10 protein-coding genes are annotated in these 13506 nt (G+C 57.2%); 6 read left to right on the top strand and 4 right to left on the bottom strand.

Annotated elements, in window-relative coordinates; translation table 11 throughout:
- Positions 1–30 precede the first annotated feature (30 nt).
- The 3 genes from ABIE61_RS10360 to ABIE61_RS10350 form a co-directional block, all read right to left on the bottom strand.
- Positions 31–2631 (bottom strand): DUF349 domain-containing protein, encoded by a 2601-nt coding sequence (locus ABIE61_RS10360; RefSeq protein WP_354409206.1) that lies wholly within the window; start codon positions 2629–2631, stop codon positions 31–33.
- 140 nt (positions 2632–2771) lie between these two features.
- Complete coding sequence (locus ABIE61_RS10355) at positions 2772–3932, bottom strand: SPM autocatalytic domain-containing protein (protein ID WP_354409203.1); 1161 nt, start codon at positions 3930–3932, stop codon at positions 2772–2774.
- Between the two features lie 65 nt (positions 3933–3997).
- Positions 3998–4426: a YchJ family protein gene (locus ABIE61_RS10350; RefSeq protein WP_354409201.1), complete on the bottom strand. Its 429-nt coding sequence runs from the start codon at positions 4424–4426 to the stop codon at positions 3998–4000.
- A gap of 87 nt (positions 4427–4513) precedes the next feature.
- On the opposite strand from ABIE61_RS10350, the gene sbcB reads away from it, so the two are divergent.
- On the top strand, positions 4514–5968 hold the full coding sequence (sbcB, locus tag ABIE61_RS10345) for an exodeoxyribonuclease I (RefSeq protein WP_354409198.1): 1455 nt from the start codon (positions 4514–4516) through the stop codon (positions 5966–5968).
- Positions 5934–6560, top strand: a complete 627-nt coding sequence (locus ABIE61_RS10340; protein WP_354409195.1) for a hypothetical protein — start codon at positions 5934–5936, stop codon at positions 6558–6560. Before sbcB ends, ABIE61_RS10340 begins: the two co-directional genes overlap by 35 nt.
- On the opposite strand, the gene ABIE61_RS10335 is transcribed toward ABIE61_RS10340, so the two are convergent.
- Positions 6539–9403, bottom strand: a complete 2865-nt coding sequence (locus tag ABIE61_RS10335) for an insulinase family protein (RefSeq protein ID WP_354409192.1) — start codon at positions 9401–9403, stop codon at positions 6539–6541. The two genes, ABIE61_RS10340 and ABIE61_RS10335, sit on opposite strands and share 22 nt — an antisense overlap.
- A gap of 151 nt (positions 9404–9554) precedes the next feature.
- Here ABIE61_RS10335 and ABIE61_RS10330 point away from each other — a divergent pair, with 151 nt between their 5' ends.
- The 4 genes from ABIE61_RS10330 to ABIE61_RS10315 are packed head-to-tail and all read left to right on the top strand — an operon-like array spanning position 9555 to position 13421.
- A complete protein-coding gene (locus tag ABIE61_RS10330; protein ID WP_091827060.1) occupies positions 9555–9938 on the top strand; it encodes a DUF6394 family protein in 384 nt (127 codons plus the stop codon).
- A 4-nt stretch (positions 9939–9942) separates the two neighbouring features.
- Positions 9943–11646 (top strand): potassium channel family protein, encoded by a 1704-nt coding sequence (locus tag ABIE61_RS10325; protein WP_206840776.1) that lies wholly within the window; start codon positions 9943–9945, stop codon positions 11644–11646.
- Positions 11646–12542, top strand: coding sequence for a DMT family transporter (locus tag ABIE61_RS10320; RefSeq protein ID WP_091827062.1), 897 nt, complete (start codon positions 11646–11648; stop codon positions 12540–12542). The genes ABIE61_RS10325 and ABIE61_RS10320 overlap by 1 nt, the downstream gene beginning before the upstream one ends.
- A 9-nt stretch (positions 12543–12551) precedes the next feature.
- Positions 12552–13421 (top strand): Tim44 domain-containing protein, encoded by an 870-nt coding sequence (locus ABIE61_RS10315; RefSeq protein ID WP_354409187.1) that lies wholly within the window; start codon positions 12552–12554, stop codon positions 13419–13421.
- The last annotated feature ends 85 nt before the right edge of the window (positions 13422–13506 follow it).

Genomic DNA, 13506 nt, shown 5'->3' with positions numbered 1-13506 from the left:
TGGGTGGCCACAGGCCACCCATCTGCATCATCATGCGTGCGTCAGTATGTCCGAAAAACGTTTGCGCAGGTCAACAAACTGCCATGCAAACGGCAGTGTCAGCCATTCCAGCTCAAGGGATTGCAGGGCCGCTTCAGATGGCTCGTCATCCTGTTCGGCCAGTGCCTGGCCGAGCCGCTCCATCTGGTATTCCATGCGCAGCACTTCATCTTCTTCAGGTGTGGGTTGTCCGAGCATGATCTCAAGTCGGATACACAACTCACGCGCCTGAGCTTCAGACAGGGCCAACTGCTGATCGATGGAGCGGTTGCCCGCACTGATCAGGCGGATCGCTTCCAGTCGCTGGCCGATGCGCTCGCGCCACAACTGACCGGGAGAAGGGCCGGTAACCGCTTCCGTCAACAAGGTAGAAAGCGTTTCCGAGCGTGCGGTTTCAGCCAGTTCCTCTTCTGCCTGCTCGGCCAGTTGAGCCAGCCTTTGCAAGGCTTGCAGAGGTGTCCCGGACAGCAGTGTTTCACGCGCAGGCGATGGTTTCTTGGCAGTCTGCGCCTTGCGGGCCTGTTTGAGTCGGCTGAAAATCAGGTCGCACTGTTCACGAAATGCCTGCCACAACCCGCGTTCGCGGCTACGGAAGGTCGCTCCGGCTGCTTTCCACTGCTGTTGTAGCTGCTTGGCCTCGCTGGCGGCGGCCTCGATATCCTCTGCGCTTGCCAGTTCGGCGGCGCGAGCAATAATGCTTTCTTTCAGTTCGGCACACGCTTGACGGTGGGCCCGAATACGGCCATCGAGATCACGCAGCAGGCTATTGAACTGCTGCTGTACCGGTTTGCCGGGTGCCCGGTCAACCGGCGAGAACGTTCGCCACTCCTCGCGTGCGGTACGGCCGATCGCTTCGACGGCATGCCAGTCGGCCTGACTCCAGTCCATACCGTGGATGAAGCTGTCGAGCTGGTTACAGATTTCGCGTCGCTGCTTCAGGTTGTGCTCACGCTTCTGCCGCTGAGCGCTGAACCACGCCTGGCAGGGTGCATAAGCTTTTTCGCCAGCATCGTGAAAGCGTTTCCACAGCTTTTGTGAATGCACAGGATCAGTGTGGTCAATCTCCTTCCACTCCTGTTGCAATGCACGTATCTGGTCGGCCAATGTCTGTGGGGGCTGTTCTGCTCCGACCAGCGATTCCATCTGCTGGCACAGTTTTTCCTTCTTGCCGTTGGCTGCGAAACCTTGCCAATCCTTAAGTTCGGCGAGCCTTGCAGTAAGTTGGCGGTAGCGTGAATCCAGGCTTTCAGGCAAACCGGAAGGCTGTTCAGCATGCCGCGCAAGACTTTTGTGGGTGGACTCGGCGGTACTGATTTCGCCCTGATCAAGTTGCTGCTCCAGCAAGCGCAATTGCTGGAGCAATTCATCTTCCTGCCGGCTGGATTGCGCATTTATCTGTTTAACTGTCTGCTGCAGCTGTGTGATCAGTTCCTTCAGCGACTGAAGCAGCGTTGGCAGTGGGCGTGAATCGGGCCACTCGACTGAGCGCAGCAGGCGCTGAGCTCGGCGCAGTGTTTGTTCCGGGCTGCCTTCCTGCTGTTGCAGCAGCGATTCAATATGTGGGCTTTGTTGCTGCAGCCGTTCAGTTGCCGCCATGCAGTGTTCGGCGTTTTGGCTGAGGCTTTGCCACTGCTGACGCTGCTCGCTGGCGGGTTCGTAACGGCTGTTCAATTCATCCCATTGATGCTGCAGGCTCTGCAGGGCCTCTGCCTCAATTACATCGCCGGCAACCAATGCTTCCAGTTCTGTCAGCAGCTCATGCGACGCGTGCCGGTCCAGCTCCTGCTGTTTGAGCTGTTCCTGCTCCTGTCGTTCCGCTTCTGCTGCGGCCTCAAGTCGGGCCTCTATCTGTTCCATCCACTGTGTGAATAGACGGTTGCTGTCATTATCGGCAGCCGGCAGTTGGTGCCACTCCTGTGACAACGCTTGAGAGCGGGCATGCAAAAACTGCAGGTCGGCTCCCACGGCAAGCTGTTCAAGTTGTTGCAGCAGTTGGGTGCGCCGTTTGGCATGTTCGGTTTCAAGTCGGGCCTGTTCGCGCAAGCGGTTCAGCTTGTCGCGGCTGATGCGGTGTACGGTTTTGTCACGGCCACGACTCTGACGCTGCAGGTTTTCCAGCAGGTCGGCTCGCTCTACGCGCTCGGCCGCTTCACGGCGCATGGTAGCCAGGCGGGCATGCAGAGCCACCTGCATCAGCACGGCTTCGTCATCTATGCAGTTGAGGGCGCTTTGCTGCAACTGTTCGCTGCTGACATTGATGATAATTTGGGTACGGGTATCGGCATCGTCAAGTCGCCTGAGCAGTTCGCTCAGGCTGTCGGAGCCTTCACCGTTCAGGCATTCGCTGACGCGCAGCCCTGCCTGTTCACGGACTTCAGGGTCGGAGGAGTGCGATAGCACGTCTAGCAGAGAGTCCGTGTCACTCAGACGTCCAACCGCCACTATACGGACCCGGCGGTTGTCATCATGCAGTGCCAGCTGACACAGGATTCTGGCTTGGTCAGGCTGGTCCGGACATAGTTTGCTGACGGCACTTAAGCGCACTTCAGGATCTGAATGACGCCATCTTGGCTTGAACAGGTTTGCAAACATCAGTCACCACTACCGGAGAAGAGTCCCGGCATCCATTTTCATGCAGATGAGCGGGCGGGCGCCTATTCTACCGGTCAGGGTAGTGCAAGGAAAAGCCTTGACAGATGCTGAATACGGACAATATCTGAGGACAAATTTTTTCAGATACTCAGATCAACGTGTTGAACAGTGCCAACCCGGCCATCTTCTGATAGGAAAATGCTGCTTGAACGGATCACTCCAAGTCGGCTTTCTGTCATGCCCGACGTCAGAGAAAACTCGGTATCAGCGGCGTTGAGCCAGATTGCGCCGATGTTCTGGCTGGCCAGTGTCATCAGTGAGCCCTGTCCTTCTGCACCCGGTGACCAGAGCCGAAGGCGGGAAAAGACACTGTCACCGGCATCAATAAAACCGTTGCCATCTTCGTCAAATTGGGCCAATTCCGCAAAGCCGTTGCCGGATCGAGCGCCAAAAAGCTCCGATCCATCATTTATTACGCCGTCGGAGTTTTGATCGAGTGCAAGAAATGCACGGTTTCCCGCCAGAGTCGGTACCTGATCAGCTTGCCCGTCCAGATCCAGGTCAAATTCAAACCGGGTTTGGCTCAGCTGGGCCGCATCACCGTCAAAGTTGATCACCAGTGGGTCTGACAGACGAGCGCCGATGCGCAGAATTTCGTGCTCTTCCTGCGTAATCGAGCGCGCCATCTGCAGAGACAGGTTGATATCGATACGACGGCCATCGCGGGTGATGACCTGTCCATTGGCCTCGAAACGGGTGGACTCCTGCTCATGGATGCGGCTGTGGCGTTGGTATTCAAGGCCGACTTGTGGTTCTGCAGGAGTTTCAGGTGTATCTGCTGCCGGTTTTGCCTGGTTGGGGGCACTGATTTCAGCGCCGCTTGCGTGCTGAAGAGACGCAGGATCGATCAATTGCAGGCGAATGTCCTTGCCGGTGATCGCCTTGTGCAGTCGGGTGATCAGCTCAAGCTTCAACTGGTCTGAGGCCTCAAGGCGTAATTCGAAGGGCGCCTCTGGGGGAGCGGTTTCGGTCGTTGATTCAAGCGGAGTGCCACGAGTCAGTGCTGCTACGGGTGATGCCGGCTCGTTATTGCTGTTTTTGGCATTCATGGCCAAGCCTGCCGAATAGGTCAGCAACTCACGGCGCTCGATGTGACTGGCCTCGAACAGAGTGTCGACCTGGCGTGCACCGGTTACGGGGTCCTGGCTGACTCGACCGATACGCAGCTGCTCATGCTGTTCTTCGCTGCGGTTGTAGTTGCGCTCGCTGGCAAGTTGCAGGTTGTGACTTTGGATCTGCATGACCGGACTCCTCTGGTGACAGGAGTCATATCGGCCAAAGCTGGTGGAAGTTTAGACAGATGTTCTCAGCTGGGGATCAGTTCAACTTCACCATCCAGATAGACCCAAAGCCCGGACTCACGCTCGAAACGGGAGCGTTCATGCAGGATGGCACCGCCTTCTGGGCTCTCAAACGCAGCCTTGAACTCGACCAGACCTGTTTCGTCATTTGTTTGTCCCGCTTCCGTGGTGACAATCTCCAGGCCGGTCCAGGTGGTGATCTGGGTCTGTTCGGCCAACAACTCGGCATCCTGTGGCGAGCGCTTGGCTGCGGCCGTCGTTTGCACCAGATAGTCCACTGCACCAATGGCAAAAGCGGTATAGCGTGAGCGCATCAGGGCTTCGGCGGTTGCGGCGGGCTTGCGGCCACTGATGGCAGGCTCGCAACAGAAAGCAAAAGGTTTGCCGGAGCCACAGGGGCATTGAGTGTCCAGATCCTGAGTGTCGGTCAGCATGCAGATGATCCCTGAGTGTTGAAATGTTAATCTGATCGATAGGCTGATCTAACCATTACCCCTATAAAAAGTCGAGATATACCTCCAATGGCGGCGCAGACCCCCGAAACCTTCTTCTGGCACGATTACGAAACCACCGGTATCGATCCGGCGCGGGATCGCCCGCTGCAGTTTGCCGGTGTCCGAACCGATGCGGACTTCAACATTATCGATGAGCCGGTAATGCTCTACTGTCGCCCCTCCGAGGATGTGCTACCGCATCCCAGAGCCTGTCTGGTCACTGGCCTGACGCCCCAGACCGCATTGAAAGAGGGGGTGACCGAAGCCGAGTTCATCGCACGCATTCATGCCGAGTTGGCCCGCCCCGGTACCTGCGGGGTGGGGTACAACAGTATTCGCTTCGATGATGAGATCACGCGCTTCACACTGTATCGCAATTTTTATGACCCCTATGCTCGTGAATGGCAAAACGGTTGCTCACGCTGGGATATCATCGACATGTTACGGCTGACACGCGCGCTGCGGCCGGAAGGTATCGAGTGGCCTCTGTACGAGGATGGCCGCCCGAGTATGCGGCTGGAGGACTTGACCCGTGCCAACGGCATCGACCATGGCAGTGCACACGATGCTCTGTCGGACGTGTATGCCACCATTGCGGTTGCCAAACTGGTCAAGGAGCGGCAGCCCAAGCTGTTCAATTATGTACTGCAAAACCGTGGCAAGCGTGCGATTCAGGCTCAACTGGATGTGGCCAGGATGAAACCGGTGTTGCACATCTCCTCCAAATATCCGGCAGAGTGGGGCAATGCCGCCATCGTTGCACCGCTGGCTTCGCATCCGAGCAATCGCAACAGCACGTTGGTGTGGGACCTGCGCGTCGATCCAACGCCTTTGTTTGATCTTGACGTGGCCTCACTGCAGACGCTGATGTACACCCGGCGTGACGAACTGCCGGCAGATGCCCCTCAACTGGCACTCAAACAGGTGCTGGCCAACAAGTGTCCGATTATTGCTCCGGCAGGGATGCTCACGGCCGTGGAAGCCGAACGGCTGAAGATCGACGGGGATACCTGCCGTCGTCACCTGCAGATGCTGCGAAATGAAACTGGAGTGGCCGCCAAGGTGGCCGATATATTCAACTCACCCATGCCTGAGGCCGATGGTGATCCTGACCACATGCTGTACAGCGGCGGCTTTTTCTCGGACCACGACCGGGCCTTGATGGAACAGGTACGGGAGTCCGAACCGGACGCGCTGGCCGGGCTGCAACTGCCGTTTCAGGACCCGCGGCTGGAAGAGATGCTGCTGCGTTACAAGGCACGTAACTTTGAGTACACGCTGACCGAAGAGGAAGCGGTGCGCTGGGAAGAATATCGCAGCCGTAAACTGCTGCAGGGCGACGCCGGCTGTTACAGTCTGCCTCAGCTGTTCAAGGAGATGAATGAAATAGCCCAGTCCGGCACTCTGTCGGAGCGGGACCGTCACATTCTGGAGGAGTTGGCACTCTATGCCGAATCGATCTACCCGGGCGAGTATTTCTAGTGGCCTGCTGCTGGTACTTGGTTGCCTGCAGCCGGCAGCAGCTGAAAGGCAGCCACTTCCCTACGATGTGACCCGGGTAGACCGTTACAGTGGCGGCCAGGTTCATGGACGTGATGCCTACGAAGGGATGGCCAGGGGAGACTATGACCGGGAAAGCATGCGTGAGGTGGCTTTCACCAACCGGGAGACGTCGCTGCCGCCGGTACAGCTTGTTTACCCTTCCGATCCGCCGCCGGTGCAGGAGGTTGTGGTAGCGCCTCAGGTTGAGGTAGTACTGCGGGGCGAAGACCTGGTATTTGACCAGATCCGGCTGGATGCCGCGATTCAGCGCTGTGTGTTTGAGCGGGTCTGCACCGATGAGGTCAAGGCGATCCCCGGGGTCTATCTGGGCGATGATCACAGCGGTGACTCGGAGTGGAGCGGGCGTGATGATGAGCTGGAGGTTATTACCGAAGCGGAGTCAGGCTCTGAGGAGCCCGGGCTTGAGGTTCTCGGGCCAGGTCGAACCTTCATTGAGGTGCCGGCACAATCGGAGCCCGAGCCGCAGCCCGAGCCCGATGTGGAGCTGATTCAGCTGCCTGACCCGGGGTAGGGCAACGTTGCACCCAGCTGCTCCTGCTTGAGTGTATCCAGCCGTTCGGCACTATCCTTCATCGCTTCCGAACTGATTTCATGCTCAACTGAGCTGCCGAAGCTGCGTATCAGCAGTTGTCGCTGCAGCAGCTGCTCCATAGTTTGCAACAGGTCTGCCCGGCTCAGCTCGCGGGTAATCTCGCTCAATTGCTCGCGGGTATCAAAATCATGATTGCCCCGGTCAATCTCACGCCAGAGTCGGTCGCTGCGTGTGCGAAGGTCATTGTCCTGCTGGTTGATCCGGCTTAGCAGGCTCTGGCGATAACGATCCAACTCCTCCTGTGGCATGGTGATCAACTGCTCCAGCATCTGTTGCAGGAATAACTTGTATTCACCGTGCAACTGGATAGGGTCCGTGTTGGGTGACTGAACGACTAGCGCTACCCCGGCCCGCTCGCGCAGAGGCATGAACTGGCTGGAAACAATGTAACCGAACTGCTTTTCCGTCCGCAGACTGGTGTAGAACGGTGTGCTGATGATCTCGTTGATCAGCGCAGTCGAGGCCCGTGTTTTCAGACTTTCATCGGGTCCCTGAAGATAGAGCAGGGCGGTGGAGTCATGATGTTCGGTTTCAAGGTTGCCGATCAGAAACTCGTTTTTAGGCAGCTGTACAACCTCGACAGGCACTGCTTGCCAGGGGGAATTGTTGGACTGAAGCTGTTTGCGGACACTGCGGGCCATTTCGATCGCCTGGTCACGGCTCAGGTTGCCATGCGCAAGCAGACTCAGTTCTGCCGGCTGCAACAGGAGTGGGTAGAATTTTTCCAGGTCGCTCAGCGAGAGGGATTCCAGTTTGGCCAACTTCTGCTCGGTGGACCAGCTTCGCATCAATCGTGTATAGAGCTGATCGAAAGCCAGATTATAAGGCTTGTCTTTCAGGCTGTTATTGAGTTGTTCATGCAGCTGGCGCTTGATGCGGTCAAAGCGAGCCTGTTCGAGGGATGGCTGGCGCAACGCCCGCAGAATTTTTTCGAGCAACAGCGCCTGTTTGTCATTGAAACCGGACAGGCGCAGGCTGATGCCACGCTGGTGCGGATAGATGCTCGCGGACAGGCCTGCAAGGGATGCGTCGTACAGCGTTTCGTTGAGCTGATCTTCCACCATGCGGGTATAAAGGCTGGCCAGCAGTGCCTGCTCAGGCCCCTGGTTGGCAACAGGTGAGAGCAGAGTGAAGTAGAAGTCTGCCCTTGGACGCTCAAAATCGCTGTCGGGCAAATACCATAGGCGAGCGCCGGGCTCAGACCATGCTTCCTGGGGAATTGTCTGATTTGCGCTGTCAATCAGGCTGAAGTCGGAGGCGATAAACGGATTGCGACCACGCACCTGCAGTTGATCCAGTACAGCTGGCTCACGCCAGCGCTGGAGGCGGTCGGGTGGGATCGTATCAATACCGTAGGCGGTGTTGTAAAGCGGCTCGATCTGCTCGGTCTCCAGACCTTTTCCTTCCAGTGTGAGAAGCAGGTTGTCGGGTGTCATGTGATCAAGATAGCGGCTGATCAGTTCAGCATCGAACTCGCCAAGATGATAGTCGCCCTTGAGCAGGTATTCGGTGGGGTAGCGGTCGGCGGCCTGCGACAGCTGCATCACCAGGTGAGTTGGGTCCAGCTTGTCCCTGAAACGGAACTGCACCTCGGCCAGCTGCTGCTCTTCACGGTACAGCTCAGGGTCGATGCCGTCTCGGCGCAGCAGCTCGACAAAGCTGAATATCGACGCGGTGACATGGTCGATCTGCTCCCGGCCCTGCTCGGTCAGATCGACCTGAATGCGCAGCATGGCACTGTCGGGCAGATCAAGTGCGGGGTAGGCCGACAGGCCACGGGCAAGGCCGGCCTGCTTCAGGTAACTCAGCAAGCTGCCCTTGCCTTCGTATCCAATCAGGCTACTCAGGTAGTAAAGAGGCTTCTGCTGCCAATACTCACGGTAGGACGGCATGGGGAAGCTCAGGCTGAGCTGGCGCGTATCGCGCAATGTTTCGATATTGAGCTGCGCCGGCAAACGATCGGCTTCGAACAGTGGTGCCGTGTCAACAAAAGGTTTGGCATTGCGGTTGGGTACGGCCGCGAAATCTTTCCTGACCTGTTGTTCCAGTGTATCCAGTGACTCGGTGCCGAGGACGGCAAGCGTCATCAGATTGGCGGAGTAATAGCGCTCATAGAAGCGGATCAGTGCATCACGGATTTCACTGTCGCTGGTGTTGGACAGGGTTTTCAGATTGCCGACGGCAAAACGGCTGTAGTGATGCTCCGGGTTCAATACCTGCTTGCTGGCTTCGAAACTGCGTCGGCTGTCGTCACGGCGCTTGGCCTGAAACTCAGACTCAACGGCATGCCGTTCCCGGTCCACGTATTCAGGGCTGAACAGCGGCGCTATGAAAAACTGGGCAAAGCGGTCCAGTGCACCAGGCAGGGCCGAAGCCTCCACGCTGAAGAAGTAGTTGGTGTTTTCGTAGGCGGTAAAGGCGTTGTGACTGCCGCCATGGGAGCTGATGAAGGACTGGTAGCTGCCTGCTTCAGGATACTTTTCGGTACCCAGGAACAGCATGTGTTCAAGGAAATGCGCCAGCCCTGGTCGGTCGGATGGGTTGGCATTTGAGCCCACTCCGACATTCATCGATACGGCTGCCTTATCGGCATCAGGGTCGGACACCAGAATCACGTTCAGGCCATTGTCGAGTTCAAACTGTCGGTATGATCGAGTGTCGAGCGTGCTCTGAATGATTTCAGCCTGTACCGTCAGGCTCAACAGCAGCATGGCCAGCAGCATCAAGGCCTTGCTGAATTGGAAACGGAAAAGTGACTGCATGTGACCTCGTTGGAAACTGATCGGGTGAATGTCTGCCATCTACGACTGCGCGGGGGTAAATTGGTTCGATTCCCGTGCAGCATTCGCTATGATGCGTTTATACGGGTGCCAAGTGCAATCCGACTGGAACACTGACTTTCAAGGAATACCCATGAACCGGGAAAAGGTAATCTTCGCGTTTTTTATTGTACTGGCGCTGACACTGAACTTCGGTTTTGTGTTGGGTGAGATCGACAACATAAAACACCATGATGTGTTTGAGCTGTTTGCTGCCTTGGTAGTAAGTCTGATCTGTACCGTCCTCAAGTTCGGTGATCGTACCCATCTGGGTGCTTTGATGCTGGCAACCAGTCTGGTTGCTGATCTGCAGTTGATCATCGCCGCCGGCATCTGGGGGTATGGAGAACAGATGGCCGCCAGTGGCATGACACCCAAACTGATGGCCAGTGTGGTCTCGTTTGCGGCGGGGGCGCTGGTGGCCAACGTGATCTCGGCGGTGCTGCTGGTGGTTGAAACCGCGTTGGTACGGCGCTGAGCGCATGAACAACCTGCTGTTTCTGTTCCTGCGCCGACTGCGGGCGCCGTTGATCACGCTGATCAGCGTGTATGCGGTGTCGATTTTCGGCATGACCTTGATTCCCGGCCAGGATGCCGATGGCAATGTCTGGTACATGGATTTCTTCCATGCCTTCTATTTCGTGTCCTATATGGGCACGACCATCGGTTTTGGCGAGATTCCATACGAATTCACCGATGCACAACGGATGTGGGTCACCTTTACCATCTATGCAACGGTCATCACCTGGCTGTATGGCATCGGTACCATGTTGGCCGTACTGCAGGAGCCCATGTTCGGCCGCCTGATGCGGCTGCGCGGCTTCAGAAGTCAGGTGCGCGATCTGCAGGAGCCGTTTTATCTGGTGTGTGGCTATGGTGTGACCGGGCGGTTGTTGGTGAGGCGGCTGGTAAAAAGAGGTATACGTGTAGTCGTTATCGATGTTGATCAGGATCGAATTGACGCTCTTGAGCTGGATAATCTTGTAACCCCGGTGCCAGCACTCTGCGCTGATGCGTCCTTGCCGGATGTGCTGGATCACGCAGGTCTGCAGCACCCCAGATGTGTCGGGGTCCTGGCGCTTACCAACCACGACAGGGTGAATCTGGCCGTTGCCATCGCCAGTAAGCTGCTGGTCCCCAAGCGCCAGGTCATTACCCGTACCAACTCGGATCTGACCACCGCCAACATGGCCTCGTTCGGCACCGACATGATTGTTGATCCTTTCCGTGCCTATGCGGACTATCTGGCATTGGCGGCACGATCTCCGCACAAGCACCTGGTGTATGACTGGCTGATGAATCCTCGTCACCGCAAACTCTCCAGTGCGTACAAGCATGCGGAAGGACGCTGGATTATCTGTGGTTATGGTCGCTTTGGCCGGGCGCTGGCAGCCGCGTTTGCGGCAGAGGGAATGGATATGACCATCATCGACCCAGACCATGACAGCGTTACCCCGCTTGAGGGAGCTGTGGTCGGGGTGGGGACCGAGGCACATACTCTGATTGAAGCCGGTGTGGAAAGCGCCGTAGGCATCATTGCCGGTACTGACAGTGATACCGATAACCTCTCCATTATCATGACAGCGCGTGAACTCAATCCGAAACTGACCACAGTCGTGCGACAGAATCTGCATCAGAATGCGCTGGTGTTTCGTCACTCCCGCTGTGACTATGTCATGGAGCCGGGGCGAATCATTGCCAATCGGATACTGGCGCAGCTGAAAACCCCGCTGTTGTCGGAGTTTTTGCAGCATCTGCAGCAGGAAAGCAATGTTTGGTCACATGAGCTGCTCAATCGCATGAGCAACACAGTGGGAGATGATGAGCTCGACAGCTGGTCAGTCCGGATTGATTCTGAGGAGTCGCCGGCTGTCGTCAATATGCTGCAGCAGGGACACAGTGTTCCGCTGCGGGTGTTGTACCGCAACCCACGGCAACGGGACAAGCTGCTGCCCTGTTTTGCGCTGCTGCTGCGTAACGCTGATGGAGTCCGTATACTCCCGGGTGAGCTGACCGAGCTGAAGGAGGGAGACGAAATTCTCTGCTGTGGGCTTGGTAATGTATTGCGCCAGATGGAGTGGACGGTGAACAACTACAACGTGCTGTATTACGTGATCACGGGCGAGGATCCGCCCCACAGTCTGCTGGCTCGATTACTGCGGCGACAGGAGCGGGAAGCCCTCTGATGCCTTATCTACTGCTTGTACTGACCACCCTGTTTTGGGCAGGCAACTTCGTGCTGGCCCGTGCCATTCACCTCGATCTGCAGCCGTTTACGCTGGCGTTTCTGCGCTGGACTCTGGCACTGCTGATCATCGCCCCCTGGTGGCTTGGGCGGGCCTGGCGGTTGCGTCAGGTGCTGCGGGACAATCTGCCGTTGCTCACGGTGCAGGGCATTCTGGGTGTGGGCTGCTTCAATACACTGGTATATTTCGGCGTGCAGCATACCCAGGCATCCAATGCCATGTTGATGCAGTCCGCAGTGCCGGTAGTTATCCTGTTACTGGGGGCGCTGTTTCTGCGTGAGCCGGCCAGCCCCAGACAATGGCTGGGCGTGGCGCTGTCACTCGGCGGGGTACTGGTGCTTGTCAGTCGCGGCAGCCTGGAAGTGATGGCCGCGTTCGATTTCAATCGAGGTGATCTGTGGATCTTCCTGGCCATGCTCAGCTGGTCGCTTTATACCCTCAGCCTGCGCTGGAAGCCGGCTGCGCTGGATGGTTTTACGTTCTTTGGTTTTTCCGTGCTGGTGGGGGTCGTCGTATTGTTTCCGTTCATGCTTTGGGAGCAGGGGGGCAGTACAGCCTTCAAATTAACGGAACCCTTTGTCTGGACCGTGATCTATATGGCGATCTTTCCGTCGATCCTGTCGTTCCTGTTCTGGAATTACGGAGTTGAACGGCTGGGCGCGGCCACGGCGGGGTTGTTCATTCACCTGATGCCGATGTTCGGCCTGCTGCTGGCAACTGTTTTTCTCGGTGAAAGACTGGGCTGGTACCACCTTACCGGTGTACTGCTGATCTTTTCCGGCTTGTATATAGCGATACTGGCGCAATCCCTGCGTCGGTTACGAAAATCTGTTTGAGGAGACTCGATGAAAACATTGATGACCACCTGCTTTGCGTTGCTGCTTGGCTTTATGCTGATGCCGCAGGAAGCGGAGGCCAAACGCCTTGGCGGCGGTTCAAGCTTTGGCAAAAGCTACACGACACCCAAGCGGGTCGCACCTGCCCCCGCGAAAGAGCAGGCCGCTGCTCCCACGTCGCCCACCAAAACCGCCGGAGCACGCAGCGGTCTGGGTGGCATGATGGGTGGTCTGCTGGCGGGTGGTCTGCTGGCAGCGCTGTTCATGGGCGGTGCGTTTGAAGGCATTCAGCTGATGGATATTCTGTTGCTGGCCGGGGTCGGGTTCATACTGTTCAAGCTGTTCAGCAGCAAGCGTGCGCAGGCGCAACGGCAGCAGCCCGCCTATGCCATGCCCGATGGTGCCATGGCACGCCAGGCACCGCAGCCTGAGCCGGCTGCTCCGGTTATGCCGGCCTCTGCAGGAGCCAGTACCGGTTCCGACTTTGCCCCGGCCGAACTGAATCTGCCGCAGTGGTTCAACGAGCGAGCCTTTGTCGAGGGTGCCCGCAGCCACTTCATGAATCTACAGACCGCCTGGGACAGCCAGAACTGGGATGAGATTCGTGACTACATGTCTGACGAGATGTTCGCGGCGCTGCAGCAGGAACGTGCCAAACTGCCTGAGCAGCAGCATACCGAAGTTGATTCGGTGATGGCTGAGCTGGTGAACTTCATCGACAACGGTGACCATGTGGTTGCCAGTATTCACTTCTATGGCTGGATTGCCGAGTCGGGCCAGCCGACCAGTGAGTTCAGCGAAATCTGGCATCTCAATCGCGATATGACAGCTGACGGCAGTGACTGGAAGATTGTCGGTATCGAACAGCCGAACGTGTAACGCCCTTCTGCCGATGGCCCCTGTGCCACCGGTTTGTCAGATGCACCTTTAAGGTGCATCTGCACCTCTTTAGGCACTCTCTGCA

Origin of the sequence: Marinobacterium sp. MBR-111 (assembly GCF_040547585.1) — a bacterium.
Classification (GTDB): Bacteria; Pseudomonadota; Gammaproteobacteria; order Pseudomonadales; family Balneatricaceae; genus Marinobacterium; species Marinobacterium iners.
Note: the sequence above shows the minus strand (reverse complement) of the source record. Positions and strands in the feature narration are given on the sequence as shown.